This window comes from Streptomyces sp. NPDC059649 (genome assembly GCF_042734445.1).
Taxonomy (GTDB): Bacteria; Actinomycetota; Actinomycetes; order Streptomycetales; family Streptomycetaceae; genus Streptomyces.
Map to the genome: position 1 here is coordinate 1 of NZ_JBHWDV010000006.1, position 13900 is coordinate 13900.

General features: G+C 70.8%; 11 protein-coding genes. 2 read left to right on the forward strand and 9 right to left on the reverse strand.

The genetic code is table 11. The features are described from left to right. Positions 1 to 598: 598 nt before the first annotated feature. On the forward strand, positions 599 to 1936 hold the full coding sequence (ccrA, locus tag ACFV1J_RS10735) for a crotonyl-CoA carboxylase/reductase (protein WP_385856964.1): 1338 nt from the start codon (positions 599 to 601) through the stop codon (positions 1934 to 1936). A gap of 29 nt (positions 1937 to 1965) precedes the next feature. Here the strand turns inward: ccrA and ACFV1J_RS10740 are convergent, their stop codons facing one another. Then, positions 1966 to 2436 (reverse strand): RidA family protein, encoded by a 471-nt coding sequence (locus ACFV1J_RS10740; RefSeq protein WP_385856965.1) that lies wholly within the window; start codon positions 2434 to 2436, stop codon positions 1966 to 1968. Between the two features lie 42 nt (positions 2437 to 2478). Next, complete coding sequence (locus ACFV1J_RS10745; RefSeq protein ID WP_385856966.1) at positions 2479 to 3741, reverse strand: multidrug effflux MFS transporter; 1263 nt, start codon at positions 3739 to 3741, stop codon at positions 2479 to 2481. Positions 3742 to 3968: 227 nt separating this feature from the next. Here ACFV1J_RS10745 and ACFV1J_RS10750 point away from each other — a divergent pair, with 227 nt between their 5' ends. Beyond that, positions 3969 to 4772, forward strand: a complete 804-nt coding sequence (locus ACFV1J_RS10750; protein ID WP_385856967.1) for a PhzF family phenazine biosynthesis protein — start codon at positions 3969 to 3971, stop codon at positions 4770 to 4772. A 136-nt stretch (positions 4773 to 4908) separates the two neighbouring features. Here ACFV1J_RS10750 and ACFV1J_RS10755 read toward each other — a convergent pair whose 3' ends face one another. From ACFV1J_RS10755 to ACFV1J_RS10785, 7 genes are all read right to left on the reverse strand, one after another. Further along, positions 4909 to 5940: a zinc-binding dehydrogenase gene (locus tag ACFV1J_RS10755; RefSeq protein WP_385856968.1), complete on the reverse strand. Its 1032-nt coding sequence runs from the start codon at positions 5938 to 5940 to the stop codon at positions 4909 to 4911. 71 nt (positions 5941 to 6011) lie between these two features. After that, positions 6012 to 7067 (reverse strand): prephenate dehydrogenase, encoded by a 1056-nt coding sequence (locus ACFV1J_RS10760; protein WP_385857088.1) that lies wholly within the window; start codon positions 7065 to 7067, stop codon positions 6012 to 6014. Between the two features lie 15 nt (positions 7068 to 7082). Next, positions 7083 to 8399 (reverse strand): PLP-dependent aminotransferase family protein, encoded by a 1317-nt coding sequence (locus tag ACFV1J_RS10765; protein ID WP_385856969.1) that lies wholly within the window; start codon positions 8397 to 8399, stop codon positions 7083 to 7085. Beyond that, positions 8399 to 9313 carry a phytanoyl-CoA dioxygenase family protein gene (locus ACFV1J_RS10770; RefSeq protein WP_385856970.1) on the reverse strand — a complete coding sequence of 305 codons (915 nt, stop codon included), beginning with the start codon at positions 9311 to 9313 and terminating at the stop codon, positions 8399 to 8401. The genes ACFV1J_RS10765 and ACFV1J_RS10770 overlap by 1 nt, the downstream gene beginning before the upstream one ends. Continuing rightward, positions 9310 to 10626 (reverse strand): alpha-hydroxy-acid oxidizing protein, encoded by a 1317-nt coding sequence (locus ACFV1J_RS10775; RefSeq protein ID WP_385856971.1) that lies wholly within the window; start codon positions 10624 to 10626, stop codon positions 9310 to 9312. The genes ACFV1J_RS10770 and ACFV1J_RS10775 overlap by 4 nt, the downstream gene beginning before the upstream one ends. After that, positions 10623 to 11795, reverse strand: a complete 1173-nt coding sequence (hppD, locus tag ACFV1J_RS10780; protein WP_385856972.1) for a 4-hydroxyphenylpyruvate dioxygenase — start codon at positions 11793 to 11795, stop codon at positions 10623 to 10625. Before hppD ends, ACFV1J_RS10775 begins: the two co-directional genes overlap by 4 nt. Before the next feature lie 309 nt (positions 11796 to 12104). Next, entirely contained in the window at positions 12105 to 12734 is a 630-nt protein-coding gene (locus ACFV1J_RS10785; protein WP_385856973.1) for a LuxR C-terminal-related transcriptional regulator, read from the reverse strand. Between the last annotated feature and the right edge of the window lie 1166 nt (positions 12735 to 13900).

Sequence of the window (13900 nt, forward strand, 5' to 3'; positions counted from 1 at the left end):
CCCTCCGGCCCGTCCCCTCCCGTTGGGGGGAAATTAAGGGCGGTGGGGGCGGGCGTGGGGGCCCTTAGGGCGGGGCCGAACAGATCCCGTAGGGGACGCGAATGCCCCTTGCGGGCCTCAACGCCACGGGAACAGTGAGGTATTCCCGTCACCCCACGACACCCCCCGACACGCGGAACTTCCCGAACAACGCCCGCCCCCACCAACCTCTCCCCCCACCAACGGGAGGGGCTGGACCGGAGGACGAAGTCTGGAGGGCCGGCACCGCACCCAAAGACACCACGCCCGCCGCCAGGCGCAACGGCGAACAGGCCCCGCGGCGGGACGGCAAGGTACGTGCGAGGCGCCGCAAAGCGCGCAACGGCGAGACGCCCCGCGGCGCAGCGGACGGGTACGTGGGAGGCGCCGCAAAGCGGCCACGGCGAGCAACCCCGACGGCGGGACAAACGGGTACGTGGGAGGCCAAGCCAAGCGCAGCGGAACGGCCTTATGGGTGGTTTAGGGTGGTTTTTCTGGCTTGGGTGGGGAGGGTGGGCTTCCATGGCGGTGTCGCAGAGGCACGTGAAAGAGGCACCGTCAGTCGCGTGGGAGTCGCACCGTGCACGAGCTCGTCAGCGCACTGCTCGATCCGGACGTCACGGCCCGGGAGCTTGCCGGTCTGTCCCTGCCGCGGACGTACCGGGCGGTGACCGTGCACCGGGAGGACGCCGGGCTGTTCGTCGGGGTCCCGCACAGCGAGCGTGACCCGCGTGCCTCGCTGTACCTCGACGAGGTGCCGGTGCCAGAGCCGGGGCACGCCGAGGTGCTGGTCGCGGTGATGGCCTCGTCGGTCAACCACCGCACCGTCGGGTCCGCGCTGTTCGAGCCGGAGCCGACATTCCGCTTCCTCGCGGAGTACGCCCGCAGATCGCCGGCCGGGCGGCGGCACGACCTGCCGTACCACGTCCTGGGGTCGGACCTCTCCGGCGTGGTCCTGCGCACCGGTCCCGGCGTCAGCCACTGGCGGCCCGGTGACGAGGTCGTGGCGCACTGTCTCGTGGTGGAGCTGGAGGCCCCGGACGGCCACGACGACGCGGCGCCCGGTCCCGCGCAGCGCATCTGGGGCCATGAGACGAACTTCGGCGGGCTGGCGGAGCTCGCGCTGGTCAAGGCCGCCCAGTTGATGCCCAAGCCGCCCCATCTGACGTGGGAGGAGGCCGCCTGCTGCGGGCTGGTGAACTCCACCGCGTACCGGCAGCTCGTGTCCCACAACGGTGCGGCGATGAAGCAGGGGGACACCGTCCTGATCTGGGGTGCGGCGGGCGGGCTGGGCTCGTTCGCCACGCAGTACGCGCTCGCCGGCGGGGCCACGCCGGTGTGTGTCGTCTCGTCGCCGGAGAAGGCCGCACTGTGCCACGGGATGGGCGCGGACCTGGTCATCGACCGCAGGGCCGAGGACTATCAGTTCTGGAAGGACCCGGAGACCCCGGACCCGGGTGAATGGCGGCGCTTCGCCCGGCACGTTCGGGACCTCACCGGTGGGGAGGATCCCGACATCGTCTTCGAGCACCCGGGCCGGGACACCTTCGCCGCTTCGGTGTACGCGGTCCGGCGCGGTGGCACCGTGGTCACCTGCGCCTCCACCACGGGCCCGGGGCACCTCTACGACAACCGCTCCCTGTGGACCGGGCTCAAGCGGATCCTCGGTACGCACTTCGCCAGCTACCGGGAGGCGTGGGAGGCCAACCGGCTCGTCCTCAAGGGCCGTATCCATCCGCCCCTGTCCGTCACCCACCCCCTGGAGGCCACCGCCGAGGCCGTGGCCACCGTACGGGCGGGCCGCCACCACGGGAAGGTGGGCATCCGCTGCCTCGCGCCGCGGGACGGTCTGGGCGTGCGCGACCCCGAGCTCCGGGAGGATCTGCTGCCGTGGCTCACCCTCTTCCGGGACGGTTGAGCCGCGGAAGAGGGTGCACAGCGGGCGTATCAGGCGTCGATGCGTACCACGGCCTCGATTTCGACCGCGATGCCGAAGGGGAGGGCCATCATGCCGACGGCGGAGCGGGCGTGTGAGCCGCGTTCGGCGCCGAAGACGTCGGTGAGGAGGTCGGAGGCGCCCTCCGCGACCACGTGCTGTTCCTGGAAATCGGGGGCGGACTGCACCATGACGAGCAGTTTGACGAATTCCCGTATCCGGTCGAGATCACCGAGTTCGGCGTTGAGGGCGGAGAGGATGTTCAGGGTGACGAGCCGGGCGGCTTCCTTGCCCTCGTCGATGGTGAAATCCGCGCCCAGGCGTCCCCGGTATTTCACCGAGCCGTCCGGATTCAGCGGGCCGTGACCGGAGACGAAGACGAGATCGCCGACCGTCTTCGTCGGCACGTAATTCGCCAGCTTCGGCAGCAGCGGCGGCAGCGTCAGTCCGAGTTCTTCCAGACGGCGTGAGACCTGACCCATGGCGGTTTTCCCCTCAATCATGCGTATGCGAATACGTGGTGGTCATTCGTCGGTCGGTGTTGCGGAGGCCACCGGCGCGGCGGGCGGGGCCGCCTGTGGTGCGTCGGATGCGGTGGCGGAACGGGCCGTGCGGACCCGGAGGCAGTGGTATGCGGTCAGTCCGGTCAGCGCGAGGACCGCCACCAGGATCGCGAACGACCTGATGTCCGGCGGGATCTTGCTGACGACCAGGGACGAGAAGCTGCCGCCGGCCATCTGGACCGCCCCCAGCAGTCCGGACGCGGCGCCGGCCATGGCGGGGAAGGAGGTCACCCCGCCCGCCACGGACATCGGGAAGAGGAAGCCGTTGCCGATGGTCACGGCCGTCATCAGCACCAGCAGCGGCCAGGGGGTCTGCGGATCGGTCAGCCCCACCACCAGCAGCACCAGGGCGCCGCTGGAGAAGATCAGATGGCCCCGGACGAGCAGCCGGTCGATGGAGTGGCGCTTGACCAGGCGGCGCGAGACGAGGTTGCCGGTGATGTACGCGGCGGCGATGCTGATGTAGCAGTAGCCGTTGATCTCGGTGCTCATGCCCAGGCGCTGGAAGATCACCGGTGAGGCGACCAGATAGCCGGTGTAAACGGCGTACCCCACACCGAGGTTGAGGCCGTAGCCCCAGAACTTTCCGCTCAGCAGCAGCCGGCGGTAGTTCCCCACCGTCGTGCGCAGCCGGCGTGCGCGGCGTTCCGTGGGCAGCGACTCGGGCACCCGGAGCACCACGGCGAGCACGGTGACCAGGGCGATCACCGCGGTCAGGAAGAACGGCGCGCGCCAGGAGAGGTAGGTCGTCAGATAGCCGCCCATGAGCGGGGAGATGGCCGGTGAGGCGCCGACCACCGGCATGATCGTGGTGAAGACGCGGGCCGCGGTCTGCTGGCCGTAGAGGTCACCGACGATGGCCCGGGCCAGGACGAGTCCGGCGCCCGCGCCGAGGGCCTGGAGCAGCCGGGCGGCGGCGAAGACCGCGATGTTCGGGGAGAGGGCGCAGCCGAGCGAGGCCACCGCGTACAGCGTGAAGCCGCCGATGACCAGCCGCCGCCGGCCGATCGCGTCGGACCAGGGGCCGTAGAGGAGTTGGGCGACGAGCAGGCCGATCAGATACGGGCTGAAGGTCGCCTGGACCGCGGAGACGGAGCTACCGAGGGCGTGGGCGGTCTGTGCCAGGCCGGGGAGATTGATGTCGGAGGACATCAGGCCGCCCACGCTCAGGGAGATGAGCACCGCGAGAAGTAAGGGTGGGACTTTGGCTTCCGTGGTCTGCATGCATGCCCTTCCGGACGCGGAATGCGCCCCCTGGGCCCGCCGCCTCGATTCCGTGGCGGTGGCCGGCGGTTCGACGTTCGGATGGGAATCCTAGTGATCGTGTGGAGGCGTAAACAGGCTCCTCTCGGACCGTTCCCCCTGCTCCGATGGGCGCCGTAATGCGGTACCAACAGCGGCAAGTGCTCTCATTTCACCCCTTGGCGTCTTACCGGCAGTAGCTTCGGGCCATGCGCACCTTCATCGTCGATGCGTTCACCGACCGGCCGTTCGCCGGTAATCCCGCCGGTGTGTGTCTGCTGGAGAAGCCGGCCGAGGTGGCCTGGATGCAGCAGGTCGCCGCCGAACTCAATTTGTCGGAAACCGCTTTCGTGCACCGCGTCGCGGAGGACTCCTACGGCCTGCGGTGGTTCACGCCCACGGTGGAGGTGGACCTCTGCGGACACGCCACGCTGGCCACCGCCCACGTGCTCCACACCACCCGGGCCGCCGCCCGTGACGCGACCCTGCGCTTCGAGACGCTGAGCGGGGTGCTCACCGCCCGGCGGCACGGCCGCGGTGACATCACCCTGGACTTCCCGGCGGACCCGCCGGCCGCCGAGCCGGTACCGGCCGGGCTGGCCAAGGCTCTGGGCACCGACCCGGTGTGGACCGGCCGGGCCCGGCACGACCTGCTGGTGGAACTGGCGGAGGCGGCCGCCGTGCGGGACCTGTCCCCGGACATCGTGGCGCTGGCCGCGTTCAGCGGCCGGGCGGTCATCGTGACCGCGGCCGCCCCCGCGGGCGCCGACCACGACTTCGTCTCCCGGGTCTTCGCCCCGGCCGCCGGCATACCCGAGGACCCCGTCACCGGCGCCGCCCACTGCGTACTGGCGCCCTTCTGGTCCGAGCGGCTCGGCCGGACCGAGCTGACCGGCCGTCAACTGTCCCCGCGCGGCGGCCGGGTGGGCGTCGAGCTGCGCGGCGACCGGGTGACCCTGCTGGGGCAGGCGGTGACGGTGTTCAACGGCGAGCTGAGTTCGACGGGCGGCTGACGCCGCAAGGCGCCGGCACGGACGTGCGCCCCCGCTCCCCGGTGCGGACGTACGCCCCTCTTCCCGGCACGGACAGGCGCCCCGCTTCCCGGTGCGGCCGGGAAGCGGGGCGCGGAACGAAGGGACGCAAGGTTCCTCAGGGGCGGATGAGCACCTTGAGGGCCTCGCGTGCGGCCATGGCCTTGTAGCCGTCGGCGACGCCGTCCAGCCCGATGGTGCGGTCGAAGATCGCGGATGCGTCGAGACGTCCGGACAGCACATCGGGGAGGAGCTCGGGCGCGTAGGCCCGGGCCGGGGCGACGCCGCCGGCGAGGGTGACGTTACGGCGGTAGAAGCGCCGTACGTCGACGCCCTCGCCGTCCTGGGGCACCCCGACGTAGCCGACCGCGCCACCGGGGCGGGCCATGTCCAGCGCGTCCCGCAGGGCCGCGCCGGTCCCGACGCACTCCAGCACCGCGTGCGCGCCGTGGCCGCCGGTGAGCTCCTTGACCCGCTCGACGGCTTCCGCGCCGCGCTCCGGCACCACCTCGACGGCACCGAACCGCCGCGCGAGATCGGTCCGCGCGGTGTGCCGGCCGAGGACGATGATGCGCTCCGCGCCGAGCCGGGAGGCGGCCAGCACGCCGCACAGCCCGACCGCGCCGTCCCCCACCACGGCGACGGTCCGGCCGGGCCCGACCTGCGCGGCGCGGGCCGCGTGGTGGCCGGTGCACAGCACGTCGGACAGGGCCAGCACCGCCGGCACCCGGGAGTCGTCCGGCTCCATCGGGAGCGGGAGGAGCGTGCCGTCGGCCAGCGGGACGCGGACCGCCTCGCCCTGGCCGCCGTCCAGCTCGCCGCCCCAGAAGCCGCCGTCCGGGCAGGAGTTGGGCAGCCCGTCGCGGCAGAACTCGCAGGTGCCGTCGGACCACTTGAAGGGCGCGAGGACGAGGTCTCCGCGGCGTACGGAGGTGACCTCGGCGCCGGTCTCCTCGACCACGCCGATGAATTCGTGCCCGATCCGCACCCCGTCCGGGTTGGGCGGCATCTTGCCGTAGCGCCACAGGTCGCTGCCGCAGATCGCGGCGTGGGTGACCCGCACCACGGCGTCGGTCGGCCGGTCGATCCGGGCGTCGGGCACCTCCTTCACCTGGACGTCCCCTGCCCCGAACATCACTGCTGCCCGCACGGTCGTACTCCTGGTTTCGCTCGACGAGGGCCGGTGCGGCCCGGGATGGCTCGGGGGTCACGCGCGGCGCGCTAGACGTGGACGGTCCACTCGCGGCGCCGGAGTTCGGCCGTGAGGGTGCCGGCCGACTCGTCCGCCACCAGGAGTTCCGCCAGCCCGGCGGAGCCGTCCGTGGCGTGTTCCAGGCGGACGTCCTCGATGTTCGCCCCCACCGCCGAGGCGGCGGCGAGCAGTCGGGCCAGCTCACCCGCCCGGTCGCGCAGGACCACCCGAACCGATGCGTACGCTACGGCAGTTCCGCCGTGTTTGCCGGGGATCCGGGCATATCCCGTGTTGCCCCGTTCGAGCAGTGCGGTCAGCTCCGCCGGGGCCGGCTCCCGCAGCGCGCGGCGTACGGCGTCCAGGTCGGCGGCGAGCCCGTCCAGCACGGCCGCCACGGCCTCCGCGTTGGTCGTGAGGATGTCCGTCCACAGTCCGGCGTCGCCGGCGGCGATCCGGGTGACATCGCGCAGGCCCTGGCCGGCGAGCCGCAGCGCCACCTCTTCCCCGTCGGCCAGCCGGGCCGCCATCAAGGTGGCGAGGAGGTGCGGGACATGGGAGATGAGTGCGACGGCGTGGTCATGGGCCTCGGCACCGAGGACGACCGGCAGCGCGCCGCACAGCCGGACCAGTTCCAGCGCCCGCCCCAGGACGGCGGGTTCGGTCGCCGGGTCGGGCGTGAGCACCCAGGGCCGGCCCTCGAACAGCTCGGCCCGGGCCGCCAGCGGACCCGAGCGTTCCCGCCCCGCCATCGGGTGGCCGCCGACGAAGGAGCCCAGGTCACCGCCGCGGGCCGCGATCTCGTCCAGCGGCGGGCCCTTCACGCTGGCGACGTCGGTGTACGCCCGCGCCAGACCGTTCTTCTGGTGTTCCTCCAGGACGCCGGCCACGCTCCCGGGTGGTACGGCGAGCACCGCCAGGTCCACCGGGTCGGGCGGCGGGCCGGCCGTACCGGCGCCCAGCGCGGCGGCGGTCCGGGCCGCGGCGCCGTCCCGGTCGAGGAGATGGGTGGTAAGGCCCCGCGCCGTCAGGGCGAGGGCGACGGAGGTGCCGATGAGCCCGGTGCCGACGACGGCGACGGTGCGCAGTGCGTTCGCGGCCATCTAGTGCCCCTGGGTGATCCGCCGGATGATGTGCGCGGCGAGCCGGCGCACCCCTTCCTCGATCCGCTCGGGTGTCAAGTAGCTGGCGGACAGCCGTAGTTGCCGCTCTCCCCCGTCGCCCAGGTAGAAGTAGCTCATCGGGGTCCAGATGACGCCGTGATCGCGGGCCGATTCCTCCAGGAAGGCGTTGTCGGCGGCGAACGGCAGGGTCAGGACGAGGAAGAACCCGCCCTCCGGCACGTTCCACCGCACCCCCCACCGGTCCTGCGGCAGGTGGCGGGCGAGCGCGGCCAGCAGCGCCTCCATGTTGCCGCGGTAGAAGTCGATGAGGTCCTTGTTGGCATCGCGCAGCCGGCACCCGTGCGCGAGGAGCATGCCCCCGATGGCCGCCTGGGCGATCGCCGGGGTGTTCACCGTGACCATGCTCTTGATCTTCGACAGCTCGTCGGCGAGCAGTGTGCGCCCGCCGTTCTCGCCGACGACCGGCTGGTCGGCGATGACGTAGCCGACCCGGGCGCCCGGGAAGCAGGTCTTGGCGAACGAACCGAAGTAGATCACCCGGTGCCGGGTGTCCAGCGACTTCAGGGTGGGCCGCTGCTCCCCGGTGCGGCTGAAGAACCCGTACGGGTTGTCCTCCAGCAGCAACAGGTCCTGATCCGCGGCGAGTTCGAGCAGTGCGTGCCGCTTCTCCGTGGGCATCGACGCCCCGGAGGGGTTGGCGAAGTCGGGGATCACATACACGGCGCGCGGCCGCTTGCCCCGGGCGCGGAGTTCGCGGACGGTGGTGCGCAGCGCGTCGAGGTCCAGTCCGGTGTCGTCCTCGGGCACCGGCACGGTCGTGGCGTCCAGCAGCCGGGCGGCGCCCGTGATGCCGACGTAGCCGGGGTCGGTGACCAGCAGGACATCGTCCGGGCCGGTGATCAGCGCCCGCAGGACCAGCAGCATCGCCTCCTGGCAGCCGACCGTGACCACGACGGCCGACGGGTCGGTGTGGATGCCTTCGTCGTGCGCGATGGTGCGGGCCACCAGCTCGTGGATCTGGCCGTTGGTGCGCCCGTACTGGAACAGCGCGGTGCGCACCTCTTCGGGGGTGCGGCCGAGGTCCTGCTCCAGGTGGCGCGTGTAGGTGTCGAGGTAGCCGCCGATCCGGTCCACCTCGAAGAACCCGTCGTAGGGGCGGCCCGGACCGAAGGAGATCGCCTCGGGGTACCGCAGCGTGACCTCGTTGAGGAAGTTCATCACGTCGAGCAGCGGGTCCGAGAGGGACGAGTGCAGATCGGCCGGCCTGAGCTCGGCATCCGGTCCGGGCCGCGGCATTACGCCTGCTCCTGCCAGAGCACCGGGCAGAAGTCCGGGTCCGCGTAGTCGGGGTTGCCGTTCGCGTCCTTACGGACGAGCACGTCGTTGTTGTAGACGACCCGCTCGCCGGTGGAGATCTCGAACGGCCGCCACTGGTTCGTCCGGTCCTGGAGGTGGAAGGAGATCGCCCGGCGCGGGCGGTCGCTCCGGTTGAGCCCGCTGCCGTGGTAGGTGCGGCAGTGGTGGAAGCTGATGTGCCCCTTCGGGATGACGACGGGCACCTTGCGGACCGTGACGTTGTTGAAGGCGGCGTTCTCCTCCAGCATCTCGTCCAGTTCGGAGCGGTCCCGCTCGGCGAAGTGCTTGGTGGTCGCGTCGTTGCCGCCGATCTCCTTCCAGCGGTGGCTGCCGTCGACCATGGTGATGGTGCCCATCTCCTCGTCACAGTCGTGGAAGGGGATGAAGGCGGTCAGCATCTCGTCGGAGGTGCAGGTCTGCCAGTAGTGGCGGTCGAAGTGCCAGGGCACGATGTTGCCCTCGTCCTCGGGCCGCGGCGGCTTGTAGATCAGGGTGCTGTTCCACAGCCGTATCTGGCTGGTCTCCGCGATGCGCGCGGCGACCGCCCCGATCAGCGGCTTGGACAGGATGCGCCGGATCGTGTCGTCCTCGTAGAAGATGTAGTCGTTGTGCCGGTGGACATCGCCCTTCTCCGGCTCCCAGTACGCCAGCCGCGGCGGCCGGACCGGCAGGGTCCGGTCCCGGTGACCGGCGTAGAACCGCTCACTGGCCTCGACGAGCGTGTCGACCTCGTCGTCGGTCAGCAGCTTCTTCGACAGGTACCAGCCGTGCTCCTGGTAGAACTGCACGTCGTCGTCGGTGGGCAGCAACGCCCGGTCGTGGTCGCTGAGTTGGAACGGCTCGGTGGTCATCATGGTCCTTTCCGAAGATCCGGGTCCTCGTACGATTCGTTCGGTGCCGCCGCGGCCGGGCCACGGGCCAGCAGCTCCGGGCCGAGGGCGGCGAGGGACGGGCGGCCGGCCAGCGCCATGGCGTCCTCCAGTTCGTCCCGCAGCAGGGTGAGCACCTCGCGCGCCCCGGCCTCCCCGCCGGCGGCCAGCCCCCACAGCACGGGTCTGCCGACGAAGACGGCCCGGGCGCCCAGCGCCAGTGCCTTCAGCACGTCGGTCCCGTGGCGGATGCCCCCGTCGAGGAACACCGGGCAGCGGCCGCCGACCGCCGCCACGACCTCCGGCAGCGCGTCCAACGTGGCGATGGCGCCGTCGAGTTGGCGGCCGCCGTGGTTGGAGACGACGATCCCGTCGATGCCGAGTCCGGCGGCGCGGTCCGCGTCCTCCGCGGTGAGGACGCCCTTGAGGAGGAGCGGCAGCCGGGTCTGTTCCCGCAGCCATTCCAGGTCGGCCCAGCCGATCGAGGAGTCGATGAAGGCGTCGGCGTGCCGGGCCAGGGCGGAACTGCCGTCCTGCCGGTCGTGCAGGAATCCGGTGACCTCGCCGTCCAGGTTGCGGGCGGCGATGTGCGGGGGCAGATGGAAGCCGTGGCGCACCTCGCGCAGCCGTCTGCCGAGCCGCGGGGTGTCCACGGTGAGCACCAGGGCGCGGAACCCGGCGGCCTCCGCGCGCCGCACCACCGTGCGCAGCACGTCCCGCCGGTGCAGCCAGTAGAGCTGCAGCCAGAGCGGTCCGGTGGCCTGCGCGGCGAGGTCCTCGAAGGTCCGGCTGGCGAAGATGCTCACGATGGTCGGGATCCGCAGCCCGGGCGCGCCGGCCGCCCGCACGGTGGCCACTTCCCCTTCGGCACAGGCCAGTTGGTGGTACGCCATCGGCGCCACGCCCAGGGGCGCGCCGATGGGATCCCCCAGCACCGTGGTCGACAGCTCGCACCGGGAGACGTCGGTCAGCACCCGCGGCCGGAGCCGGACCCGGCGGTATGCGGCACGGTTGGCCCGTACGGTGCTCTCCGTGCCGGCGCCGCCCTGGAAGTAGTGCCAAGTGGCCGCGGGCAGACGGTCCTTGGCGAGCGCGGCGTATCCGGCGACGGTCAGCGGCCGGGCGGCGGGGTCGGTGTCAGCTACTGGATCGGGGCCGGTCAACGGCGGCCGGGCGGCGGGGTCGGCGTCGGTCAGCGGCCGGGCGGCGGGATCGGCGTCGGTCAGCGGCCGGGCCGCGGGGTCGGTGTCAGTGACTGGATCGGGGCCGGTAGCTGGATCAGTGCCGGTGTCCGTCATGTGGCGCCGGTGAGGGCCTGGGCGCGCTCGACCGCCTCGTAGAGGCCCTTGATGTTGCCGCTGCCGAAGGTCTGCGCACCGCGCCGCTCGATGAGTTCGAGGAAGAACGTGCCCCGGGCGTGCGGCGAGCGGGTGAAGATCTGGTACAGCAGCCCCCAGTCATCGCGGTCGGCGAGCACGCACAGGTCGCGCAGCACCGCCAGATCGCCCCCGAGGGAGCCGACCCGGTCCTCCACCGCGTCGTAGTACGTGGCGGGCGTGTGCAGGAATTCCACCCCCTGCCCGGCGATATGCGGTACGGCGGCGGCGATATCCGACGTACCGAATGCCAGATGCTGTACGCCGGCGCCGCCGTGCGCGTCGAGGAAGGTGTCGATCTGCCCCGGCTTACGCCGCACATCGGGCTCCAGGAACGTCAAGGTGACGGCCCCGGACGGGCTGCGCACCACCTTGGATTCCATCGCCTGGTCCCCGACCTCGATGAATTCCTCAAAGGCCTCGTCGAACCCGAGGCCCTTCTCGTAAAAGGCCACGGTCCGGGCGAGTTCACCGGCCGGAAGACAAACGGCGAAATGATCGAGCGAATGCAACCGCGCTTCGCCGCCGGCGGCCTGCGCACCGGCATCCGCATCCGCCGCTCGCAGCCGAGGATGCGGCAACTGCCGGCCCGCGTCCTCGTACTGCACAAAGGTGTGCACGGTGTCCCCGAACGCCCTGACCGCGGCGGACAGGGCGACGGTGCCGTCCTCGTACTCGACCTCGGCCGGCTCCGCCACCACCTCCGCCCCGTGCTCGACGGCCCGCCGGAACGTGCCCTCCGCATCGCCCGTCCGCAGGGCGATGTTCGCCACCCCGTCACCGTGGCGCGCCACATAGCGGGCCACCGGCCCGTCGGAGGTCAGATCGGACGTCATCAGGAGGCGAATGTCCCCCTGCCCGAGAAGAATGGACCTACGGTCCGCGAGCCCGGTTTCCGGACCCCCTTCGGCCACTGTGTGAAAACCGAATGCGGTGCGGTAGTAATAGGCGGCTTGCCGGGCATCCCCGACATGGAATTCGACATGACTGACGGTGTAGTCGCTCAACGAGACCCCCGCTGTTCGTATGGCGAGATGCGGCCCGCCGACCGCCGATATCGGGCAGCCGGCCGTACCGAAAGAGCGAAACAAAATTAACCGCTGGTTGACACCTGACAGAACACACCTTCGGAGACTTGCGGTTCCTCGATCGTCACCCGCAGCTACTCCAATGGTCGCCCGCGGCCGGTCCGTCAGGTGCCACCCACCTCAGCGCCAACCAGCCGAGAACCCGGGCCGGTAGGCGTACGGGCCACCCCGCGATCGCCACACCCGCCCGACGGTTCCCCGATCGTCTCCGCACCTGCTCCCATGGTCGCCAGGTGCCACCGGCACCCCGTCGCTCTCCCCCGCCCAAACGCTGCGGAGCTACGCGACGACGACTCAACGACTACTCATCGACTACTCGAAGATCCCGTGCTGGTACGCGTACAAGCCGGCCCGCAGCCGGTCCGGCTGCCCGATCTTCCGCATGGCCTGCGTCAGATGCTTCTTGACGGTGGCCTCCGCCAGGAACAACTCCGTGGCGATCTCCGCATTGCTCAGCCCCCGCGCGAGCTTGCCCAGCACCGCCCGCTCCCGCTCGGTCAGGCTGGCCTCGGCCGGACTGGGCCCGTCGATCGCCAGCGTCAGCTCGACCGGCTGCACCTTGGGCGCCGGCAGGAACACCGCACCGCCCATCGCCACGGTCGTCACCGCCCGAATGATCTGCTCCTCATCCACCGCGGGATCGATACACCCGTGAACGCCCCCGGTCAGAACCTGCGAGACCTCCACACTCGTCTCCGCGGGATGCAGCAGTATCGCCTTCGCCCCCGGCGCCCCGTTCACCGACACCAGCCGCTGAGCGGCCGCCGCATCCGCGGTCAGCCCCTCCCGCGTACCGACGAGGATGACCTCGGGCTGCTCCTCGCGCGACGCCTCGATGGCCTTCTTCGGATTCCCGAAACTACTGACCACCCGCAACTCCGGCGCCGCCGTCAATATCGACCGCAACCCGGCCCGCGTCACCGACTGCTCCGCCACCAACATGACCCGCACCACGGGCCGGGCCGGTAACTCCCCCAACACCCCCGCGGTCCGGTGCCCGTGCCCTTGAACGCCCCCGCCGTGCCCTAGAGCGTGAGCGCCGCCACCGTGCCCCTGACCGTTCACCCACTCTCGGCCGTTCGCCTGCGCCTGGTCGTTCACCTGCGATAACTGCGCCGTCTCCAGCACCGTGATCCCCCGTTCTCCAGAGAACGTCTCTCGCCTCAGAACAATGTCATCGAGCCGGTCAAACAGGACTGTAAGCCCGAATCACCGCCGAACCCTTGGCTCCCCGTTCACCATTGAGCAAAAAAACGACCGGTGCGTCGGTGCTCACTGGGAGCTATAGGGGGAGGTCAGGGGGGTGGTTGCCCGGGTCATCAATGCGTCATTGACGAGCGGGACTTGTGGTTCCCGTCGAACGGGAAGAACGAGGCCATGAGCCCAGCGCTGGCCAACTGTCCGCCCCTCTGGTGTTGGCCGGCCAACACCATGGGATTCAGGCGCGCTTGTATAGGTTCCAGGCCTTTGGTGAGTTGCTGAACGCTCTACCGCCATACTGGCCGCCTCGAAAGCAAGAGGACCAGCCCCGTGACGTGAATGACGGCGTGGCACTCCTCCTGGTTCAGTTCCGGGAATTCCTCAAGTACCAGCCGGGTGCAGGGCAGCCGTCGGCACTCAGGAGTACCTGCGCGAGCGAGAGGCCCGAGCAGCTCAGGCGTAGCCGCACCGATGACTGTGGTGGCCCTCCGGACAGGACTGCTATGTGCTGAGCAGCCTCCTCGTTGTCGGGTGTCTCAGTCGCGCATCTCAGGCGTGCACTTGCCGGTTGGGCTGTGAGTTGGTTCTGCGACCTCATACTCCGCGATCGCGATCAGCGACTGGCAAAAGCGCTCCCTGGCTGCCGCTCGAGCCGGCTTCGCGAGGAGCTGCGGTTGCCGATCGGCACCGTCGGGTTCGGACTCCGACTACCGCCAGGAGGATCAACTTGGAGACGAACGGCAGCTGCCCACTCATCCTGGTACAGCGTCGGACACCTCTCCCGCAGCTGTGCCGGGACATCGCTCTCGTCCGCTTTCCAGAGCAGGTCCGGCAGGCGCACGTCATAGTCAGCGAGTCGCAAACCGAGGTCCCCTCCCCAGCCGTGGTCCGCACTGCCGAGCGTGATC

Excerpts from the sequence above, each read along its gene's own strand:
- ACFV1J_RS10740 (WP_385856965.1), bottom strand. The coding sequence starts at position 2,436 with ATGGGTCAGGTCTCACGCCGTCTGGAAGAACTCGGACTGACGCTGCCG.
- ACFV1J_RS10745 (WP_385856966.1), bottom strand. The coding sequence starts at position 3,741 with ATGCAGACCACGGAAGCCAAAGTCCCACCCTTACTTCTCGCGGTGCTC.
- ACFV1J_RS10750 (WP_385856967.1), top strand. The coding sequence starts at position 3,969 with ATGCGCACCTTCATCGTCGATGCGTTCACCGACCGGCCGTTCGCCGGT.
- ACFV1J_RS10765 (WP_385856969.1), bottom strand. The coding sequence starts at position 8,399 with ATGCCGCGGCCCGGACCGGATGCCGAGCTCAGGCCGGCCGATCTGCAC.
- ACFV1J_RS10770 (WP_385856970.1), bottom strand. The coding sequence starts at position 9,313 with ATGATGACCACCGAGCCGTTCCAACTCAGCGACCACGACCGGGCGTTG.
- ACFV1J_RS10775 (WP_385856971.1), bottom strand. The coding sequence starts at position 10,626 with ATGACGGACACCGGCACTGATCCAGCTACCGGCCCCGATCCAGTCACT.
- ACFV1J_RS10785 (WP_385856973.1), bottom strand. The coding sequence starts at position 12,734 with ATGTTGGTGGCGGAGCAGTCGGTGACGCGGGCCGGGTTGCGGTCGATA.